Annotated in this window: 16 protein-coding genes; 5 read left to right on the top strand and 11 right to left on the bottom strand. The window is 40.0% G+C overall.

The features are described 5' to 3' along the window. Positions 1 to 65: 65 nt before the first annotated feature. The 6 genes from KCTC52924_RS00945 to hutH form a co-directional block, all read right to left on the bottom strand. Positions 66 to 956, bottom strand: coding sequence for a lipid A biosynthesis acyltransferase (locus KCTC52924_RS00945; RefSeq protein WP_251808631.1), 891 nt, complete (start codon positions 954 to 956; stop codon positions 66 to 68). Positions 957 to 972: 16 nt separating this feature from the next. Beyond that, entirely contained in the window at positions 973 to 1,215 is a 243-nt protein-coding gene (locus KCTC52924_RS00940; protein WP_251808632.1) for an acyl carrier protein, read from the bottom strand. A gap of 2 nt (positions 1,216 to 1,217) precedes the next feature. Continuing rightward, positions 1,218 to 2,441: a beta-ketoacyl synthase gene (locus tag KCTC52924_RS00935; protein WP_251808633.1), complete on the bottom strand. Its 1,224-nt coding sequence runs from the start codon at positions 2,439 to 2,441 to the stop codon at positions 1,218 to 1,220. Positions 2,442 to 2,457: 16 nt separating this feature from the next. Further along, the gene (gene fabG / locus KCTC52924_RS00930; RefSeq protein WP_251808634.1) at positions 2,458 to 3,201 is read right to left on the bottom strand and encodes a 3-oxoacyl-ACP reductase FabG; all 744 of its coding nucleotides are present in this window, start codon (positions 3,199 to 3,201) and stop codon (positions 2,458 to 2,460) included. An 18-nt stretch (positions 3,202 to 3,219) separates the two neighbouring features. Beyond that, positions 3,220 to 4,356, bottom strand: coding sequence for a WG repeat-containing protein (locus KCTC52924_RS00925; RefSeq protein ID WP_251808635.1), 1,137 nt, complete (start codon positions 4,354 to 4,356; stop codon positions 3,220 to 3,222). Between the two features lie 133 nt (positions 4,357 to 4,489). Further along, complete coding sequence (gene hutH / locus KCTC52924_RS00920; RefSeq protein WP_251808636.1) at positions 4,490 to 6,046, bottom strand: histidine ammonia-lyase; 1,557 nt, start codon at positions 6,044 to 6,046, stop codon at positions 4,490 to 4,492. A 105-nt stretch (positions 6,047 to 6,151) separates the two neighbouring features. Between hutH and KCTC52924_RS00915 the strand changes: the two genes are divergently transcribed. The 5 genes from KCTC52924_RS00915 to KCTC52924_RS00895 all read left to right on the top strand — a co-directional run bounded on the left by KCTC52924_RS00915 (position 6,152) and on the right by KCTC52924_RS00895 (position 11,745). Beyond that, entirely contained in the window at positions 6,152 to 7,399 is a 1,248-nt protein-coding gene (locus KCTC52924_RS00915) for an NAD(P)/FAD-dependent oxidoreductase (protein ID WP_251808637.1), read from the top strand. Positions 7,400 to 7,480: 81 nt separating this feature from the next. Beyond that, on the top strand, positions 7,481 to 8,059 hold the full coding sequence (locus tag KCTC52924_RS00910) for a DUF4256 domain-containing protein (RefSeq protein WP_251808638.1): 579 nt from the start codon (positions 7,481 to 7,483) through the stop codon (positions 8,057 to 8,059). 87 nt (positions 8,060 to 8,146) lie between these two features. Then, positions 8,147 to 9,040 carry a sugar phosphate isomerase/epimerase gene (locus KCTC52924_RS00905; protein WP_251808639.1) on the top strand — a complete coding sequence of 298 codons (894 nt, stop codon included), beginning with the start codon at positions 8,147 to 8,149 and terminating at the stop codon, positions 9,038 to 9,040. Positions 9,041 to 9,129: 89 nt separating this feature from the next. Beyond that, the gene (locus KCTC52924_RS00900) at positions 9,130 to 10,245 is read left to right on the top strand and encodes a DUF2914 domain-containing protein (RefSeq protein ID WP_251808640.1); all 1,116 of its coding nucleotides are present in this window, start codon (positions 9,130 to 9,132) and stop codon (positions 10,243 to 10,245) included. A 291-nt stretch (positions 10,246 to 10,536) separates the two neighbouring features. Beyond that, a complete protein-coding gene (locus KCTC52924_RS00895; protein ID WP_251808641.1) occupies positions 10,537 to 11,745 on the top strand; it encodes a multidrug effflux MFS transporter in 1,209 nt (402 codons plus the stop codon). A gap of 592 nt (positions 11,746 to 12,337) precedes the next feature. Here KCTC52924_RS00895 and acs read toward each other — a convergent pair. From acs to KCTC52924_RS00870, 5 genes are all read right to left on the bottom strand, one after another. Continuing rightward, complete coding sequence (gene acs / locus KCTC52924_RS00890) at positions 12,338 to 14,245, bottom strand: acetate--CoA ligase (RefSeq protein ID WP_251808642.1); 1,908 nt, start codon at positions 14,243 to 14,245, stop codon at positions 12,338 to 12,340. A 157-nt stretch (positions 14,246 to 14,402) separates the two neighbouring features. Next, positions 14,403 to 16,100, bottom strand: coding sequence for a sodium:solute symporter family protein (locus KCTC52924_RS00885; RefSeq protein ID WP_251808643.1), 1,698 nt, complete (start codon positions 16,098 to 16,100; stop codon positions 14,403 to 14,405). Positions 16,101 to 16,133: 33 nt separating this feature from the next. Further along, positions 16,134 to 16,394 carry a DUF4212 domain-containing protein gene (locus KCTC52924_RS00880; RefSeq protein WP_251808644.1) on the bottom strand — a complete coding sequence of 87 codons (261 nt, stop codon included), beginning with the start codon at positions 16,392 to 16,394 and terminating at the stop codon, positions 16,134 to 16,136. Between the two features lie 108 nt (positions 16,395 to 16,502). Beyond that, a complete protein-coding gene (locus KCTC52924_RS00875; RefSeq protein ID WP_251808645.1) occupies positions 16,503 to 17,579 on the bottom strand; it encodes an anhydro-N-acetylmuramic acid kinase in 1,077 nt (358 codons plus the stop codon). A gap of 18 nt (positions 17,580 to 17,597) precedes the next feature. Beyond that, positions 17,598 to 20,540: a glycoside hydrolase family 3 N-terminal domain-containing protein gene (locus KCTC52924_RS00870; RefSeq protein WP_251808646.1), complete on the bottom strand. Its 2,943-nt coding sequence runs from the start codon at positions 20,538 to 20,540 to the stop codon at positions 17,598 to 17,600. Between the last annotated feature and the right edge of the window lie 14 nt (positions 20,541 to 20,554).

Here is a 20,554-nt window from a genome sequence, read left to right as displayed (position 1 = left end):
ATATAGGTAGATGGGAAAGGTTCAGATTAGCAGGTTAAAACTTGGTTAACTAAGGGTTTGTTTTACTATTTAGGTGCTGGTTTGGAATTCCAAAAATCGAAATAATTGAACCATTGTAAGGGATATTGCTTAATTATCCACTCCATACTGCTCACATAATTTTGTAATAGACCTTGGGCATCCCGGTGTTTAAAATTAGCCTTTCTAGCATATAAATGATAATGGGAATTGGTTTCTTTCATCACATATACAAAAAGGACAGGCACCTGAAATCTAGATCCCAATAAAAAGGGTCCGGCAGGGAATTGGGCTTCCTTTCCCAAAATTGGGGCGGTCAATTGTTTTGCTGATTGGGCATAACGATCCCCCGTCATACAAACGATCTGGTTATTGGCCAAAGCGGCGTTCATTTCAAAGATATGGGAAAGATCATCCTTGAGAATAATAAATTTAGTCTTGGATTTTCTGGTGTACCGGGATAGGTATTCTTTGATGGCCTTATGTTCGGCGTCGGTGGTGAGGAGGTGGATGTTGGAATTCCCATCCAATTCATCCAGAAAAAATTCGGCAATTTCAAAGTTTCCTAAATGTGCGCTGATTAAAATGCCCCCTTTTTTGTCCGTCAAAGTTTGTTGCAAATTTTCCACACCGTCAAAATGATAGGTAAACTTGTCCCGGAGTCCAGAGGAAATAGCTACTTTGTCCAATATGGTCTGCCCAAAAACATAATAGCTTTTATAAATGGAAAGGATGCTCTTGAAAATACTGTAGTCAAGTCTTTTTCGGAAATAATAATAGCTAGATGTAGTGCTTTTTGGAGAGAAAAAACAAAAATAAAATGCTACAAAATACAGGATAAAATAGGCGGACCTTATCCCGAAATTTTTAATACAAAAAACAAAAATCTTATATCCTAAAACAGAACCTCTGGATTTTCCTTTCCATTGATTAGCCATTTTTTAGGATATTATTTTAAATTAATTTTTGCTCTATCAGATCATAGAAATCTTGAAGTGTAACAATATCAACGAAGTCTTCCCCCATTAATTTAACACCAAAGTTAGATTCGATGGCTACTACTAAATCAACAAAATCCAAGCTGTCCAATTCAAGGGTTTTCTTTAAATTGGCCATAGGTGAGATATCGTCCGAATCTACTTCGAATTCATCTATAAGAAAGTCGTTTATTTTCTCAATAATCACTTCTTTATCCATACTTATTCTTGCACTTTTTTGATTAACAAAGCTGAATTTGTACCTCCAAATCCAAATGAATTGGACAAAAATACATCAATTTTTTTATCTAGTGTTTTTCTTACTAGATTTAATTTGGCGGCATCATCGTCTGGATTTTCCAGATTTATATTTGGTGCAATGAAGGAATGCTCCATCATCAGCATTGAATATACAATTTCACTAGCACCAGCCATCCAGCATTCATGTCCGGTCATGGATTTGGTAGAACTAACATAGGGTCCGTTTTCCCCAAAAACCTCATAAATCGCCTTTGCTTCATTGGCATCGCCTACTGGGGTAGAGGTTGCATGGGCGTTTACGTAATCTATCTCACTGGTTTTTATGTTGGCTTGGTTTATTGCTTTTTTCATCGCTTTGGTAGGACCATCCACGTTGGGAGTTGAAATATGATCGCCATTGGAGGAAAATCCATATCCTATAATTTCCCCTAAAATAGGGGCGTTTCTTTTTATTGCAGATTCATAACTCTCGACAATTAATGATGCTGCACCCCCACTAGGGACAAGTCCATCCCTGTTTTTATCAAAAGGACGTGAAGCCATCCTTGGATCCTTGTCGTTTACTGAAAATACGCCAAGGCCGTCAAAACTGCCCATGGCCAGTTCATTAATTTCTTGGGCCCCGCCACAGATAATACAATCTTGTAGCCCACTTTTAATCAGTTGATAGGCTATGCCAATAGCATGTGATCCACTTGCACAGGCGGCACTAACGGTGAAGTTTATCCCCGTTAACCTAAAGATAGTAGATAAATTCATGGTTACCGATGAGTTCATGGACTTAAATATGGCACCAGAACCTACCAAGGTAGTATCTTTTTTATCCCTTAACTTGTCTATGGACTCTATAACTGATTTGGCAGTACTATCGTTCCCGTAAAGTACGCCAACCTCATTATTGTCCAGAAATTCCTGCGTTATTCCTGCGTTTTTTAAGGCCTCTAAGGTGGCTACATAGGCATAGGCACCCTCTTCTCCCATACTTAATCGTTGCCTTCGGGATAATAGTTCCTTTAGGTTTGGCTCTTCTACCATACCCGTTAAACAGGATCTAAATCCAAATTCTTTTCTTTTTTCATCAACTATTATTCCTGAAGTTCCATTGTAAAGGGACTCCTTAACTTCGGCCAAGTTTTTCCCCAAACAAGAATAAATTCCCATTCCTGTAATTACCACCCTGCTCATGCTCCTCTTTCTGTATTTAAGAATAAATTCCTCCGTTAATATTTATGACTTCCCCGGTAATATACGACGCGTTCTTGGAAGCTAAAAACGAAACCAAATGGGCAACTTCCTCGGCTTCACCAAAACGGTTGCTCGGGATCATTTTTTTAAATTCCTTTTCGTCCAGTTCTCCAGTCATGTCCGTTCTAATGAATCCGGGTGCTACCGCATTAACCGTAATATTCCTTTTCGCAATTTCCTGTGCCAAGGCTTTAGTTGCGGCAATTATACCTCCCTTTGCGGCAGAATAATTGGTTTGTCCCGGAGTGCCCTTTAGGCCGGAAACTGATACCATATTAATGATCCTTCCATATTTGTGAACCAATAATTTTTGAATCAGATGATTGGTGACATTAAAAAATCCGTTTAGACTGGTATTTATCACGCTATTCCAATCTTCGGGTTTCATCCACATAAACAATCCATCTTTTGTAATACCGGCATTGTTTACGATAACCTCTATGATTGCCTCCTTATTATTGTTGTGCCATGCGTCCAGTTTGGTTTGCACGTCCGCTGCATCGCCAACATTAAATTGTACAAGTTCCGCAGTTCCCCCAATTTTATGGATTTCTTGTAAGGTATCCAAGGCTGCAGCTTCATTGCCCTGATAATTGATTAATATTTTATAATCGGTATCTTTTGCAAGTTGTATGCATATGGCTTTTCCTATCCCTCTAGATCCTCCGGTTACCAGTGCAAACTTCTGTTTTTCCTTCATTTATAAAATTAGTATTATTTATTCCTTTACGTCATCAAATAGCTCTGCATTCTGATACCATTTATCACCCAATACTTCGCCTTTTTTATTTAAAAACCCCCAACCCTTTTTATGTTTTACGCGGGCCAGTCCATCAATAAAACCTTTTTCGACATTCTTTTTAAACATATCAAAGGACAATCCGGCGGTAATATCGTAGTCAGGTTGAATGGCCCATTTCCCAGTTTTATCTATAAAGCCCCATTTTTTATCTTTTGCTGGTGCCAGTCCGTTAGCACCAAATACTTCGGCATCCTTAAATTTAAAATCTATTATTTGTTCTCCCTTTTCGTTGATAAATCCCCAATTCTTATTCATGAAAACGGGGGCTAGGCCTTGGCTAAAATCGCGCGCCTTATCAAACTTTGGCGGAATAACCCATTCTCCCTGATTGTTGATAAAGCCCATTAACTTATTGCTCCTGGCATAGGTGAGGTCGGATTTGTCCGTAAAGTCCCAAATCCTTTCTGCATTCTCCACAGGGTTGAACGTACCGTTGGTAATTATCCCAAATGTGCCCTCTTTTTTCACCCAAACCCCTTTGCGGTTATAGTCGCCCACTTCTTCGTTTTCTATGGGAATATAAATTGCTCCTTTTGTGTCTACCATCCCCCAAAGATCTCCCTGTCTTGCTTTGGCGTAACCATCTACAAATCCTTTAATTTCATCATAAGTTGGCTCTATGACCAACTTTCCATCGGTTCCCAGTAAGCCAATTTTGTCGTTATTTTTATAAAAGGCCACGCCATAGTTAAAATCGTAATATTTATCAGAAGTAGGTGTGGCCACTACTTCCCCCGCGGTATTTATATAGTGCCACTGTTTATCTGCACTGACCAGTGCCAGTCCAGAGTTAAATTCCTTTACATTATCGTATTGTGGTTGAATGGCCCATTCTCCTTTTGGATTTATATATCCCCATTTGTCCCCATTGTTTGCGGCAGCACGCTCATTGGTGAAATTGTCCGCTTTTTTAAATTGGGGAGAGATGGCATACTCACCTGCTTTGTTGATATATCCAAACAAATTATTCTCCCTTACTAGTGCATATTGCTGGGCATAGATGCTGCCGAACATACAAAGAAGTACCATGGCCGATGTTATTTTTGTCTTCATTCTTAGGTGCTTTTTAGTTAATAAGATTCTTGATTATTAGATTTGTCTCATATAAAAAGGGGGAATGTTTAAAATGTTTAAACCGGTAATAATGTAAGGATTATTTCCATAATCTACTTCATTTGCAAATAATTTAATTCACTTGGCTATGGTTGTCTATCTCTAGTTCGGAGTTGAGAATAAAGTTTTTGACACTGTTGACGTAGGGATACATAGGCTCGTCCTTGTCGGAGATAGGGGGTACCAGTTTCCGGATATCGTCGTACATCTTTTTGGTTTTTGATGATATTTTATCCTGTACCTTTAAATATTCAATGGCCTGTACAATGGTTATCGCTTCTATTGCAATCACCTCAAAGGTGTTTTCAATTACTTTTTTGGTAATATTGGCCGCGTTGGTGCCCATGCTTACAATATCCTGATTGTCATTGTTGTTGGGGATACTGTGAACATACATGGGGTTGGACAACATTTGGTTTTCCGCGGTGGTGGAGGTGGCCGTAAACTGCACTCCTTGCATTCCGAAATTTAATCCTAAGGTACCCAGGTTTACAAATGGTGGCAGAATGTTATTTAGATGTGGGTTTAACAGATAATTCAGCTGTCTTTCCGCAAGCATACTCATTTTGGTAACAACCATTTTTAATTTGTCCATTTCTAAAGAAACATAGTCCCCGTGAAAATTACCGCCATGGTAAACATGTTCGTTTTCTACGTCAACAATGGGATTATCATTGGCAGAATTCACTTCTTCTATCAAGATCTTTTCCACATTGTTCAAAGTATCCAAAACGGGACCTAAAATCTGTGGTACGCAGCGTAGGGAATAGTACTCCTGCACCTTTTCCTCAAAAATAGTAACATCATTGTTGGGATGGTACAGATGATGTTCTCTTTTTCGGGTGAGGGTGCTATCCTTAAGATGGTCCCTCATTGTTTTGGCGATTTTGCGTTGGCCCAAATGTTTTTTGGACTGATTTAATTCGTGGGATAGGTGATCGTCGTAAGCTTGGACAATTTCATTGATCGCAGCGGAACAGCAAATCATCCAATTCAATAATTTTCTGGCATTTATCGTATTTATTAAGCCAATTCCCGTCATCACAGATGTCCCATTGATTAAGGCGAGGCCCTCACGTAGGGCAATGGAAATGGGAGTAAGGTTTTCAATTTTAAACACCTCCGGGGTATTTCTGCGTTCCCCTTTGTACATTACTTCCCCTTCGCCTATAAGTACTAGGGCTATATGTGCCAATTGTACAAGGTCTCCACTGGCACCTACTCCACCATGTTCATAGATGATTGGAGTAATGTTTTTATTGATAAGGGAAGTCATTAACGCTATAACTGAAATATGTACTCCGGAATGCCCTAGGCATAGGGTGTTCAATCTGGCCAACATGGCAGCCTTCACATAGGTAGGAGGAATTAAATTCCCAGTTCCGGATGCGTGGCTCCGTATTAAATTATATTGCAACTGAATCCTTTCAGAATCTTTGATCTTGTACTGAGCCATGGGGCCAAATCCCGTATTAACCCCGTAAATAACTTTGTTCTCAGAAAATTTTTTCAGAAAATCAAAACTATTTTCAACCGTAGATAAGACATTGTTGTTAATAAGAATAGATTCTTCTTTGAATATTATTTGGTAGAAATCTTCTATTCCCAACCTTCCTTTAAGAGTCAACATGTATATGAATTCAATATTTAAATAGTAAATTGGATTACTATTGTTAAAATTAGTTAATTTGGATTGCAAATGTATGATATTTAGGCAATCAATATTTTAAAAATAATGGATCAAAGTTTTGTTGAGGTCTTGGTAATTGGGGCAGGGCCCTCTGGATGCGTTGCTGCGGCCTATTTGAAGCAGCAAGGAATTAATGTTAAAGTAGTAGAGAAAAGTGTGTTTCCGAGGTTTGTGATAGGAGAAAGTCTTTTGCCTAGATGTATGGATCATTTTGAAGAGGTGGGACTTCTTGAGGGCTTGGACGCCATAGGATTTGAAAAGAAATTTGGAGCCCGATTTATTAAGGGAGATAAGGTATGTGAGTTCGACTTTAGTAAAAAGCATACCGCTGGTTGGGATTGGACCTGGCAAGTGCCACGGGCCGATTTTGATCAGGTACTGGTGGATCAAATTATAAAAATGGGAATCGATGTTTCCTTTGCCCATGAGGTAATGGATGTTAGTTTTAATGATAATGGCGAATCTACGACCTCGGTAAAGGACGAAAATGGGAAGCTGTACCAGATAAAGGCTAAATATATTATCGATTCTAGTGGCTACGGTAGGGTATTGCCCCGATTGTTAGATCTGGACAAACCCTCGGCACTGCCCAAACATTCCTCAATTTTCACCCATGTTGAGGATATAAACCGCCCCGCAGGAAAGGAGGGTACCCTCATTACTTTTGATGTGGTACAGACCGAAGTATGGTTATGGGTAATTCCGTTTTCCAATGGGAGAACAAGTATTGGCTATGTGGGTCCATCAGAGTTTTTAGAATCCTTTAAAGGTAGTGATTCGGAGAAGTTAATAGCAATGTTAAAACTATCCGATTATTATTATGAGCGGTTTAAGGGGGTGAGCTTTCTTTTTGAGCCCCATACCATAAAGAATTATTCAAAATCCGTTAAGCAACTCTATGGAAAGGGTTTTGTCTTAACGGGGAACAGTGCCGAATTTTTAGATCCTGTTTTTTCTTCTGGAGTCACCTTTGCCACAGAATCTGCCCTATTGGGCGCGAAACTTATAACCAAGGAACTAAAAGGTGCTACAGTGGATTGGGAAATAGAATATTCTAATCATATTAAGGATGGAGTGGCCGTATTCTCCTCCTATGTACAGGAGTGGTACACGGGTAATTTGCAGACCTTATTTTTCCACCAGCCCGAAAATCCGGAGGTGAAAAGGCAAATTTGTTCTGTTTTAGCAGGTTATGTATGGGATAAGACCAATCCGTTTGTCACCAAGCACGATCGACTTATAAGAACAGTGGCACATATTATAGATCTGGAAAATCAAAGTAAGGAAGAGTAAGAGCCACCTGATTCTTGTTGATTTATCGATAATCATATTGGATACTTGAAGACACGATAAAGCATAATAAAACTTGAGATCATGGAATACAAACCCGTATTGTCACAAGAACAGGCCCAAGAACTGATAAGCACATTAAAAGTCCGCTTTCATAAAAATATGGATCGGCATAAGGATCTTGGTTGGGGACCCATCCAAGTAAAGTTGGAGGCCGATTCCGAAAAATTGTGGTCACTGAATGAAATGGAGAGCACAGGCGGAGAACCAGATGTTGTTGATCCAACAGTTGTTGGGGATATTGAAATTTCAGAGGAATATCTTTTTTATGATTGTGCGGCGGAAAGCCCTAAAGGTCGCAGAAGTGCTTGTTATGATAGGGAGGGACAGGAGTCTAGGAAAGAGCACAAACCTAAAAATAACGCTATTGATATGGCAACAATAATGGGTGTTGAAATATTAACGGTAGAACAATATAAAGGATTGCAGAGGTTGGGGGTTTTCGATGCCAAAACATCTAGTTGGGTGAAGACACCTCCCGAGATTAGAAAACTAGGTGGGGCCCTTTTTGCTGACTTCCGTTACGGGACTGTATTTGTATATCACAATAGTGCCCCGTCTTATTATGCCGCAAGGGGTTTCCGAGCTTCAATAAGACTTTAAATACGGCTACTTTGCCAAGTACGCTGGTTGGGAGATATTTTATCTTTATTTTGGAATGTTTTATAAAGATTAAAACCGCTAATTGCTATGGATCGAAGAAAATTTATGGAGAAATCCAGTGTACTGGGATTGGCTGCAATGTTGCCCCTATCCTCTTTTTCATTAATGGATTCTCCGAAATATAAAATGGGATATCAATTGTTTTCCATTAGAGATGAAATGGCCAAGAACCCTAGGAAAACTCTGGAGTATTTAAAAGAGGTTGGATATGAAGATTTTGAAATCTATGGTTTTGATAATGAAAATGGGAGCTATTATGGGTATCCCTCTTCGGAATTTAAACTACTATTGGATGAGTTAGATTTAACGGTCAGTAGTGGTCATTATAATTTCTCCCCCTATCTGGAGAAACCTGACGAAGAGTTAAGCCGTTTCGTTGACCAGTGCATTGTTGGGGCCAAAGCGTTAAAAAGCAGTTATATTACATGGCCATGGATTTCTCCAGAACAACGAACGCTGGACAAGTATAGATTGTTATCCAATAAATTGAATATCATAGGGGAGCAAATAACAAATGCAGGACTTGGATTCTCTTATCACAACCACGGTTATGAATTTGAAGATCAGAATGGGGAAAATGGATTTAATATTATTATCAATGAAACCGACCCCTCCCTTGTGAAATTACAAATAGATATGTATTGGGTAATTCGTGCTTCAAATTACAGTCCGAAGGAATTGATTAAGGAACAACCAAACCGATATACTACCTGGCATATAAAGGATATGGATAAACTTAGCGGAGATTACACCGAATTGGGCAATGGTTCTATAAACTATCATGAGATCCTTCCAGACCCCAAGGAATCTGGATTAGAGTTTTATTATATAGAACAAGGGGGTAATTTCACTAAAAACTCAATGATCAGCGCTGCAGCCAGTGCTGAATACTTCAAGAGAGAACTTCAGAAATATTTGTGATTGTTCTTAGCGCATGGGGAATAGAAAAATAAAATAAACATAAAATATAACCTTAATTCGTTTATTTTTATACCCTTCCAATAAATTAGATGAAAAGAACATTAGTAAAACTTAGGAATAGTAGGTTTCGAAATTTTCTCAAGAAACATGAAAAGTATGCTCCGGTGTTATTCTTCATCGCAGGATTCGTTTTTGATTCTCTGACTTTAGGGCGCATTGACCGGTTATATGATTTAATTGTGTTATGTCTGCATATGACCTCCCTGACCATTACCCTTTTTCTTTTTAATTTGGTTGATGACGGAAGGTGGAAAAATACATTCTTGGGACGGTATGAGGAATATTTTCCCTTGGCGATCCAGTTTTTCTTTGGGGGACTTTCCAGTGCTTTTGTTATTTATTTTTCCAGGAGTGTTTCCCTTTCCAGAACCATATCTTTCTTTATTATCCTAGTGCTCTTGCTTTTTGCCAATGAGTTGCTTAAGAAACGGATCTCCAATAAATACTTACAGTTTGGGGTGTATTTTTTTATAAGCTTCACCTTTTTTACTTTTATTATACCTGTATTTATAAGTGAGATGAATACAAATATTTTTCTTATTTCGGGGGTTGTAAGTTTAATTTCTTCGCTTCTAGTAATTACGATAATATATGGAATCAGCCCAAGTACTAGATTGGAAGTACACCTTGGAAAACTGTTTGGAATGATACTATTTATTTACGCTCTGATCAATGTTTTTTATTTTCTAAAGCTTATCCCTCCAGTTCCGTTGGCCATGCAAACCGGAATTGTAGCGCACAATATAGAATCACAAAATAATAGTTATTACGTTACCTACGAAACAGATGACTGGTATATATTTTGGAGAGACCATAGGCTGAAGTATATTCATGAACCTGATGAAAATGTATATGTATTCACTTCCATTTTTGCGCCTACCGACTTAAAAAAGTCCATCTTCCATAGATGGACATGGTATAATGAAGGTACTGGGAAATGGGAGATTGTTGAGGATATAGGCTATGAAATTACAGGAGGTCGGGATGGGGGATATCGCGGATACACCTATAAGAATAATGTGAAACCAGGAACTTGGAAAGTGGAAGTCATTACCGAGGAAGAGTTGGTGTTGGGAGTCGTCGATTTTGAAATTGTAATTAATCCCTCTTTACAACCCAAGGGGGTGAGGCGGAGAACATTCTAAATATCCCATTTACTTTTCACCTAAAATTTGTGCCGTTATTTGTAGGTCCATATAGCAAAGCTTTTGTTATATGTGCGGGGAAGAATGCACTTTATCAACCACTTATTTGCATTATAAGACCTGCTCTTACACTTTGTTTAAAGAACAGCATATAGAGTTAAATCCCTTGGGTAGGGATAATTGCGCATTGAGGTGCTTTCATTATATCTAGAGCGACTTTCCAACTGTTATCATTTTGTTATTTTAAAGTCCTTTATTTCCTATAGTGCTGGATATGACTACTTTTGCCGGATGCAAAATTCTCAGAAGCGACCACAATTCGAATTTGTAGCCATAATGGCGTCTTTAATGTCAATCGTAGCATTGGCCATAGACGCCTTGTTACCGGCTATGGCAACCATTGGGGATACCCTAGGTAGCCATGATCCTACTGAGAATCAAAAGTTGATTACCATGATCTTCTTGGGCCTTGGAATAGGACAGTTGATTTTGGGACCCTTGTCCGATAGTTTTGGACGTAAGCCTATTGTCTATTTTGGTTTCGCGCTTTTTAGTGTGGCAAGCCTAATTTGTGTTTTTGCCCCCAGCTTGGAGTGGATGTTGGTAGGGCGGATATTACAGGGAGTTGGTCTTTCGGCCGCGAGAACCATTAGTATCTCCATGATACGGGATTCTTACAAAGGCGACTATATGGCCAAAATTATGTCCTTTGTTACCGCTTTCTTTATTTTGGTGCCCATTGTTGCCCCAGCTATGGGGAAATTCTTTTTGGACCGATTTGGATGGGAGTCTATTTTTTACGTGCAATTGGTAGCAACTTTTATAATTGGACTGTGGTTCTGGAAGCGGCAACCAGAAACCTTGAAACCAGAGTATACCATCAAATTCTCTAGGCATGTTTATTTAAAGGGACTTAAGGCACTTTTAGGGTATAAGGAGACCGTAGCATTTACTATTATCTCAGGATTAATTACCGGTGCATTTATGGTGTATTTAAGTGCTGCTCAGCAGATTTTCGAGAACCAGTATGGCTTGGCGGATGACTTTCCTTACATCTTTGCGGGATTGGCAATATCTGTTGGAATATCTACTTTGTTAAACGGGACCTTGGTAGTAAAATTGGGCATGAGAAAGCTTTCTTTTATCTCTCTTGGTCTGTTTTGTGCTGTTTCACTAACCTATATTAGTTTGTTTTGGAATACTGGTAACCCCCCTTTGTGGGTATTGATCACCTTCCTTGCTTTGCAGTTTTTTACTTTAGGCTTTTTGTTTGGAAACCTAAGGGCCATTGCCATGGAACCCATTGGGCATATGGCGGGAATTGGAGCTGCCATTACAGGGTTTGTATCTACTATGATCGCCATTCCGATTGCTACATACATCGGTAGTTTTATGGTGGGGACCACGCTTCCACTGTTTATCGGATTTTCGCTCTGTGGTGGTCTGTCGTTCTTTATCCTTCTAGCTGTGCGAAGAAGCATGGTTTTACTTCCGGCTTAAGGTTGAATTTGCTCCGAAAACTTACGTTAAAAGGAAAAGAGTAAAAAAAATTTGGAATTGAGTCAATTTGAAAATGTGCTCATTTATCAATGAATTAATGTCAAAACGTAGCAATGGGTTAGATTTGGCTATTGGAAGCTGGCAACTTGTTTTAATTTGGAAATGAGTCAATTAGAAAATGAGTGAATGGTTTAAAATTATTGTTCATTCTCTATACTCCTTTCTTCTAATATATTGATGTTTTATCGAATCAGAACTAAATCTATTTTTCGGAGTGGATCTAAGATTTTATTGGTTCGATTTTCGAAAATAGGATTTTGGTTTTAACGCTATAAAAAATAAAAAGTTACCTAGAAGATAAGTCCTATTGAAGGGGGAATTGATCCTTTTTTGGATGCGGATTATAACGGATTTATGCTGAAGAATCGGTGCTTTATTGAACCCTAGTTTTTAGGTAGAACCAAACCATTGGGTGTTGGAACATTGCATTACTGATTGCAGCGGCATCCTTTTTTATGGCTATAAAAAAGATATAGCGGAAAGCAGGTGCCACTTTATTTTTTATAAAGTGGCAATGCCCCGAATTTATGATTTAAAGTACATTCTTTTTAATGTCATCTACCACTTCTGGGTTTAGAAGGGTACTGGTATCACCTAGATTTTCCATATCCCTACAGGCGATTTTCCTGAGGATACGTCTCATGATTTTACCAGAACGTGTTTTTGGCAATCCATTGGTGAATTGGATCTTGTCTAGCTTCGCTATTGGGCCAATGTGTTCCGTAATCATTTGATTGATCTCTTTCCTTAGGTTATCGTGAATACGGGATTCTCCGGTCTCTTTTAGGGTAACAAAGCCATAAAGGGCACTCCCTTTAATATCGTGTGGAACACCAACAACAGCCGATTCTGAAACTGCTGGATGTTCGTTTATCGAGTCTTCTATGGGTGCGGTTCCCAAATTATGGCCCGAAACGATAATGACATCATCTACACGCCCGGTAATTCTGTAGTAGCCTACCTCATCTCTAAAGGCCCCATCACCAGTGAAATAGTATTCGGGGTAGGTAGAGAAATAGGTTTCTTTGTAGCGCTGATGGTTACGCCAAATGGTTCTGGCCATTCCTGGCCATGGGAATTTTATACACAGGCGTCCATCTACTTGGTTCCCAGTAACTTCTTGTCCATTGGCATCCATGATAGCGGGCTGGATCCCGATAAATGGTAGTGTAGCAAAGGTAGGTTTTGTAGGAGTTACAAAAGGTATGGGGGTAATCATAATGCCTCCAGTTTCCGTTTGCCACCAAGTGTCCACTATAGGGCTTTTCTTTTTCCCAATAACGTCGTTATACCAGTGCCATGCCTCCTCGTTAATAGGTTCCCCAACAGATCCCAATACCTTAAGTGAGGTAAGGTCGTGTTTTTCGGTAAAGGAGATATTTTGTTTTGCAAGCGCTCTAATAGCGGTGGGTGCGGTATAAAATTGATTTACCTTATGCTTCTCCACAATCTGCCAAAATCGACTATAATCTGGGTAATTGGGTACTCCCTCGAACATAAGGGAGGTGGCCCCATTGGCAAGAGGTCCGTATACGATATAGCTATGTCCAGTAATCCAGCCTATATCTGCTGTACACCAGAATACATCATTTTCGGTATATTGAAATACATTTTTAAAGGTATATGCGGTATATACCATATATCCTCCAGTGGTATGTACCATTCCCTTAGGGTTGCCTGTGGAACCTGAAGTATATAGGATGAACAAAGGATCTTCTGCATCCATAATCTCTGGAGCACAGTTTGAGTCGGCTTTGTCCATTAAAGGTTGTAACCACTGATCACGTCCTTCATGAAAATTAATTTCAGCATGGGTGCGTTTAACTAGCAGTACTGATTTTACTCCTGGACAGTCTTTTAGTCCCTCATCTACAATACCTTTTAGGTCTATGGATTTGGTACCGCGGTAAGAGCCATCCGATGTAATAACAAGCTTACAATCGCTATCATTTATCCTAGACGATAGTGCTGTTGCGGAAAAACCTGCAAAGACTACGGAGTGGATCGCCCCAATACGGGCACAGGCTAGTAAGGCTATGGATAGTTCGGGAATCATAGGTAAGTAGATACATACCCTATCCCCTTTTTTTATACCTTGATCTTTTAGGACATTGGCCATTTTACAGACCCTCGAATGCAATTGCTTATAGGTAATATGTTCTGCCTCCTCATCGGGATTGTTGGGTTCAAAAAGGATGGCTGTTTTATCACCTCTATTTAATAAGTGCCTATCTATACAGTTTTCGGTAATATTTAGTTGAGCACCTTCAAACCATTTAATTTCTGGGGTCTTAAAATTCCAGCTCAGGACTTTATCCCATTTTTTACGCCATAAAAAATGTTCCTCTGCAACTTCTCCCCAAAAATTTTCAGGTTCCCGAACAGATTTTCGATACACCTGATAGTATTCCTCCAAATGTTTAATGTGATAATTACTCATGCTATTTTTAAATTTTTATAAATTTATACAAATCATCCTAATTCGGATAGTTTCAGGAAACGATTTTACAATTCCACAATATTTTGGGATAAATACTATGGAAATTGAAAAGCCTTTTTCCTTTCCCAATCCAAAAATCGGCGTTAAATCTCTATTTTCAATGATCTACAGGATCTCCTGCACCGCTGGGGATCCTAATGTGTTCTACGATTTCCTGAACTCGAGTTGGAGGTTCTGGTGTAAACCTATTAATGGTAAGCGCCACTATAAAGTTAACAATCATTGCCACGGTACCAAACCCTTCTGGTGATATTCCAAACCACCATTCAGATTTGTCCGGGATTTCACCCAGCCATCCTAGTTTAAATTTGGCCATATAAAATAACATTAGGCCAATCCCTACGACCATACCACCGATGGCTCCTTCCTTGTTCATTTTTTTGTAAAATATACCGAGAACTATTGCGGGAAAAAATGAAGCAGCAGCCAAGCCGAAGGCCAGGGCTACTACCGCGGCGACAAAGCCTGGTGGGTTAATGCCAAAATACCCGGCAACTACTACGGCCATCGTTGCAGCAGCACGTGCCGTCCATAACTCTCCTTTTTCGGAGATATTGGGCATTAATATCTTTTTGATAAGGTCATGGGAGACTGAAGCGGATATTACCAATAGTAGTCCCGCTGCGGTAGAAAGCGCTGCTGCTAGTCCACCTGCAGCTACTAGGGCGATTACCCAGGCCGGGAGATTGGCGATCTCTGGATTGGCCAAGACCATAATATCATTGTCCACAGTAAGCTCGTTTAGATTTGGATCTGCCAGGTACTGAATAATTCCATCCTGATTTTTATCATCAAAGCCCAAGAGGCCGGTATCTTCCCAATTCTTAAACCATAGGGGCATTTCGCTATAGGTGCGATTGCTTACCGTATCTATTAAATTGATTTTCGAAAAAACCGAAATAGCGGGAGCGGTGGTATATAGAATGGCAATGAGTAATAATGCAATCCCCGCCGATTTACGGGCATCCTTAACTCTTTTTACGGTAAAGAACCGGACAATAACATGGGGGAGTCCCGCAGTACCTACCATTAATGCCAAGGTAATGGCAAAAACATCGATAACAGATTTAGATCCGTCGGTATATTCATCAAAACCCAACTCCGTAGAAAGGCCGTTTAATCGATCTAATAGAAAGGTGCCCGATCCATCGTTAAAAGTGGCTCCCATTCCCAATTGTGGGATCGGGTTTCCTGTCATTTGAAAGGAAATAAATATTGCGGGGACCATAAATGCAAATATGAGTACACAATATTGTGCGACTTGGGTATAGGTTATCCCTTTCATACCACCTAAAACGGCGTAAAACAATACGATTACCATTCCTATGATTACCCCAGTATTGATATCTACCTGTAAAAATCTTGAAAATACCACGCCAACGCCACGCATTTGACCGGCAACATAGGTGAACGATACGATTAAGGCGCAAAAAACGGCCACCATTCTTGCAGTATTGGAATAATAGCGATCTCCTATAAAATCGGGAACCGTAAATTTCCCAAATTTTCTAAGGTAAGGGGCTAGGAGTAAGGCCAACAGTACGTAACCTCCGGTCCATCCCATAAGGTATACCGAACCGTCATATCCCGCAAAGGCTATAATACCTGCCATGGATATAAAAGAGGCCGCGGACATCCAGTCGGCCGCAGTGGCCATTCCGTTTGCCCAAGGAGATACTCCACCTCCGGCTACATAAAATTCTTTGGTAGAGCCGGCACGAGACCAAATAGCAATTCCGATATAAAGGGCAAAGGTAATTCCGACAAGAAGGTAGGTCCATGTTTGAACGCTCATAAATGGTGGTTTTAGGGTTGGGGTAGGTTTTTTTTACTCGTTGTAGCCGTATTTTTTGTCCAATTTGTTCATTAGGCGGATGTAGACGAAGATTAGAATAACAAATACATAAATAGATCCTTGCTGAGCAAACCAAAATCCTAATTTAAAACCTCCGATCTTAATGGTGTTAAGGGCATCCTTAAAAAGAATCCCCGCACCAAAGGAGACTAGAAACCAAATGGAAAGCAGTATAAAGAGATAGCGTACATTTTCCTTCCAATACGCGGTGGCTTTTTTTTGTTTGTCTTCCATTTTAGTCCAATTTAGGGTTATTTGATTCCCTTATTTTTTTCAGGTTTCTAATATATGAATTTGAATTAATATATGTCATAATGAATTTTCTGTGGTCGGTTTCTTTCTTTAGGCAGGAAAGAAGATTACTCCACCTGAACTGTCACGTTTTGCTCCGGTAACCGAACGTAAACAATTGTTGGCAACTTCTTGGCGCAATGCCGCCATTAGTGCAAACACCAAGGCCTCCTTAAACTCTACCAAGGTTTTAGAGGGTTGTATGACCCTGGTTTTGTCGGTCAGTTTTTCTTGTAATGTCTCCATTAGAAATCCATTTAGTGCTCCTCCCCCCGTAACAAATAGAGTGTTATTTGTTTTATTTTTTTGCAATTCTACCTGAGTAGAAATCTGGTCACAGATGTGATGTATACAGGTATGTAACAGGTTTTTCATACTATCTTGGGTAGCATCTACAATAGGGATTACTTTCTCTACAAACCATTCAAAACCAATGGATTTTGGAAAAGGTAATTTGTAAAATTCCAAATGGTTCAATGTTTCCAACATTTGTTGGTTAACACTTCCTGTTCTTGCTATAGCACCATCCTTGTCATAGTCGAGATTAGTTTTTTGGGTGATATGGTTGAGGATCATATTTGCCAAACCAATATCATAGGCAAAACGCTCACCCTCACGTTCGAAGGAAATGTTACTTATTCCCCCTAGATTAAGGCAAAAGTCGTACTGACCAAAGAAGAGTCGGTCTCCAATTGGGACTAAGGGAGCTCCTTGTCCACCCAATGCCACATCGTTGGTGCGAAAATCACAAATGACCTTGGTACCGCTCTCATTGGCGAGATGTTGACCAGAACCTATCTGAAAGGTGAATCCTTTTTGGGGTTGGTGGTGGGTGGTATGTCCGTGGCTACCTATAAAATCGACTTCCAGATTATGGGCATCTATAAATTCCTTGGATTGTTTTCCTAGCCAGGTGCCATAGGAATTATGAAATTGTAAGAGTTCCTCGGCGGGAAGAAAAATAGCATTTTTAAGTTTCTCCTTTAAGGTTGTGGAATAGGGGATACTCAGGGTTTCTTTTAGGTCGAAATCCCATCCAGTTGGTGTTTTCCAAATATGGCAATAGGCGAGGTCTAGACCGTCTAGAGAGGTGCCAGACATTAATCCCAAAACTTTAACTGTTTTCATCCCTTTTTGGTTATTGAATTATTTGATGGCATTGTACAACAGCTGTTGAATGTTAGTCCGGGTATTTAGTTTATACAGTGTTGTATTCGCCCTAGTAGGCAGTACGCGGTTAGATAAAAACAGGTACAAGAGTTCTTCTTTAGGGTCCATCCAGACCATGATTCCGGTAAACCCAGTATGCCCAAAGCTTTCGCTACTGGCATCCTTTGCGGTATTGCTATTTTCGCCTATATATTTTAAATAGGGTTTGTCAAATCCCAACCCACGATGGTTATTATTCTCAGGGAACTGTGTTTTGGTGAATTCTTTTAATGTACTTTCCTTAATAAATTCCTCCCCTCCATAGGTGCCCATGTTCAGGTACATCTGCATTAATTTGGCCAAGTCGTTGGCATTAGAGAACAGGCCTGCATTTGCGGAAACCCCGCCCATGATAGCGGCACCTTCATCGTGGACGGTACCGTGAACCGGAAGATGTCTAAAGATGAAATCGTGTTCGGTGGGGACTATGTGTTTTTTGTCAAATTTTTTATCTGGATTATAGGTCAGTCTACCCGCACCCAGTTTGTCATAAAAATTCTGGTCCACATACTCCACAAAATTTTCTTGTGTAATTTCTTCTATAATGGTGGGCAATAACATAAAGAGCAGGCCGGAGTATTTGTATTCCTTTTTCTCCAAGAGGGGCGATTTTTTAATCGCTTTGAATACTTTTTTCCGATAGTTGCGATGCAGCCACATATTAGAGGTGATCTTGATGGGAAAACGTGCTGAAGAATCCTTTTTGATGGTACTCCATTTGTAGCTACCATTTTTTCTCAAGGTATTTTTCCAATAAGTGATATAGGGGTTAAATTGGGCCTGATGGGCCAAGATCTCCTTAAAATTTGCGTCTGCCTTATTGGAGTTTTTAAAATAATCCAGATAATCGGCGATTCCTTTGTTGAGGTCAAACTTTCCTTCATCGTACAATTTCATAACCGCGGGAAGAGCAGAGGATATTTTAGTAACCGATGCTAGGTCATAGATATCCTCAAGGGTCACTTTTGTGGTGTCGTTGTATTTTTGTCGACCATAGGCTTTGTGCAACACAACCTTTCCGTTTTTCGCGACCAATAACTGTCCCCCTGGGATTCCATTTGCATGGATAACCTGGTTCATCAGAGAATCTACCCCCTTAAACAGGGTCTTGGAATCCATCCCGGCATCTTCGGGCAGGGTGTATTTAAACCGAATTCCGCCTTTAATGGTAAGTCCGTCCCCAGCCTTAAATTTTTTTCCGATTCCGATGGGGAGCTTGCCATTTGCCCCAACACCACCAAATATTAATTGTGCAGCCAAATCTTGTGCAGAATTACCATCTTGGTAGGCAGCAATTAGGCCTTTGGCGTTTTCCAAATTTTCCAGTTTGTCTATGGAATACGGATTTTTAAAATAGGAAATTAGGGTTTTTTCAAAAGGGAGGGTCTGAATAAAGGTCTGTACGGCCTCCGAGAATTTAATGGTATTTCTTGGTCTGGGAGTGTCATCATGTACACCAATTATCACCAAATTGTATTGGGGGAGTTCTTTCTTAATCGCTTCAATTTCCTTTAGGGAAGCCTCCATTGGTAGGGTGAAATGAGTTATTTTTGTATATAGATCAAGTGTTTTTTGAAATTTGGTCTTACTATCCGCACCAATAGAAATGGACATGATCTTAAGCGTGTCTAAACTTTTTAATGGGATGATGTTACCCTCATTTTTTAATACGGTCAAGGACGCTTCCGTTAATTTCCGTTCCAATAGCAGGGCTTGTGGATTGTTAATGTCCTGTAGGAGGTTGGTAAGGGGTTGAGGTTTGTACTCGTTCAGTTTTGCCCATTGTTTGGCAGCAAGGATCTTGCGTACCCTGGCATCCACTGTTTTTTGGGAGAGGATGCCCTGATCTATGGCCATTTTGATTTCGGCAACGGCCTTGGCTACATCGGGTACAACTTCTAGAACATCATTGCCCGCCAAAACGGCTTCTTTATCTACTACTCCGGGTGCGTTGCCCTTGGTTACCCCCTTCATATCCATGGCATCCGATATAACTAGGCCTTTAAAGCCCAATTGTCCTTTTAATAAGTCGGTAATAATTGCCTTGGAAAGTGTGGAGGGCTTGCCTGAAGGATCCAAGGCGGGAATATTTAAATGGGCTACCATAATGCCATTGATACCGGCATTTATAAGTTCCTTAAAGGGATATAGTTCCAAGTCGTTCAATCGCTCCAAGGAGTGGTTTATTTGTGGGAGATCAAAATGGGAATCTGTACTGGTATCCCCATGGCCGGGAAAATGTTTAGCTGTAGTGAGCAAGCCCTCATCTTGCATGCCTTGCATATAGGCGATGCTTTTTTTTGTCACGTTATATTTATCTTCTCCAAAAGATCGGTAGCTGATTACCGGATTATCGGGGTTGTTGTTTACATCAGCAACCGGGGCAAAGTTGAGGTGTAATCCCACTTTTTTGATCTGATGGGCCATTTCCTTTCCCATTTCATAGATCAATTCATCATTTTGTATGGCTCCCAAAGCCATTTGAAAGGGAAAACTTATGGTGCTGTCCAATCGCATGCCTAGGCCCCATTCGGCATCAATAGCTCCCATCAGCGGCACTTTGGCCGCATTTTGGTACTCGTTCATCAATGTGACTTGACTTAGGGGGTCCCCTTGAAAAAAAACCAATCCCCCAACATTCCATTTTTTTATAGTATTCAGGATTTCCGTTCGGTGTTCTGGTCCCCGGTTAGAGTAAGCAGCCACCCATATCAGTTGTCCTATACGCTCTTGGGGGGTTAGCGATTCCATTATGGAGTCTACCCATGTACTTTGGGTGTATTGTAGGAATTCAGGTGTTTTTGCTGTGTTTTCCTGAGCAATAGCAATTGTAACGAACAGGTTGAAAGCTATAAATAGGGATATTTTGTTTAAAAACATATTGAGGGTAATTA

The sequence above is a fragment of the Arenibacter antarcticus genome, assembly GCF_041320605.1.
In the GTDB taxonomy this organism is placed as follows: domain Bacteria; phylum Bacteroidota; class Bacteroidia; order Flavobacteriales; family Flavobacteriaceae; genus Arenibacter; species Arenibacter antarcticus.
This window is presented reverse-complemented; position numbering and strand designations above follow the sequence as displayed.

What these genes read in the sequence shown, in the direction of transcription:
- KCTC52924_RS00935 (WP_251808633.1), bottom strand. Translation starts at nt 2,441, where the DNA reads ATGAGCAGGGTGGTAATTACAGGAATGGGAATTTATTCTTGTTTGGGG.
- KCTC52924_RS00900 (WP_251808640.1), top strand. Translation starts at nt 9,130, where the DNA reads ATGAAAAGAACATTAGTAAAACTTAGGAATAGTAGGTTTCGAAATTTT.
- KCTC52924_RS00945 (WP_251808631.1), bottom strand. Translation starts at nt 956, where the DNA reads ATGGCTAATCAATGGAAAGGAAAATCCAGAGGTTCTGTTTTAGGATAT.
- fabG (WP_251808634.1), bottom strand. Translation starts at nt 3,201, where the DNA reads ATGAAGGAAAAACAGAAGTTTGCACTGGTAACCGGAGGATCTAGAGGG.
- KCTC52924_RS00910 (WP_251808638.1), top strand. Translation starts at nt 7,481, where the DNA reads ATGGAATACAAACCCGTATTGTCACAAGAACAGGCCCAAGAACTGATA.
- KCTC52924_RS00925 (WP_251808635.1), bottom strand. Translation starts at nt 4,356, where the DNA reads ATGAAGACAAAAATAACATCGGCCATGGTACTTCTTTGTATGTTCGGC.
- KCTC52924_RS00875 (WP_251808645.1), bottom strand. Translation starts at nt 17,579, where the DNA reads ATGAAAACAGTTAAAGTTTTGGGATTAATGTCTGGCACCTCTCTAGAC.
- acs (WP_251808642.1), bottom strand. Translation starts at nt 14,245, where the DNA reads ATGAGTAATTATCACATTAAACATTTGGAGGAATACTATCAGGTGTAT.
- KCTC52924_RS00915 (WP_251808637.1), top strand. Translation starts at nt 6,152, where the DNA reads ATGGATCAAAGTTTTGTTGAGGTCTTGGTAATTGGGGCAGGGCCCTCT.
- KCTC52924_RS00880 (WP_251808644.1), bottom strand. Translation starts at nt 16,394, where the DNA reads ATGGAAGACAAACAAAAAAAAGCCACCGCGTATTGGAAGGAAAATGTA.
- KCTC52924_RS00895 (WP_251808641.1), top strand. Translation starts at nt 10,537, where the DNA reads ATGCAAAATTCTCAGAAGCGACCACAATTCGAATTTGTAGCCATAATG.
- KCTC52924_RS00870 (WP_251808646.1), bottom strand. Translation starts at nt 20,540, where the DNA reads ATGTTTTTAAACAAAATATCCCTATTTATAGCTTTCAACCTGTTCGTT.
- KCTC52924_RS00940 (WP_251808632.1), bottom strand. Translation starts at nt 1,215, where the DNA reads ATGGATAAAGAAGTGATTATTGAGAAAATAAACGACTTTCTTATAGAT.
- KCTC52924_RS00905 (WP_251808639.1), top strand. Translation starts at nt 8,147, where the DNA reads ATGGATCGAAGAAAATTTATGGAGAAATCCAGTGTACTGGGATTGGCT.
- hutH (WP_251808636.1), bottom strand. Translation starts at nt 6,046, where the DNA reads ATGTTGACTCTTAAAGGAAGGTTGGGAATAGAAGATTTCTACCAAATA.
- KCTC52924_RS00885 (WP_251808643.1), bottom strand. Translation starts at nt 16,100, where the DNA reads ATGAGCGTTCAAACATGGACCTACCTTCTTGTCGGAATTACCTTTGCC.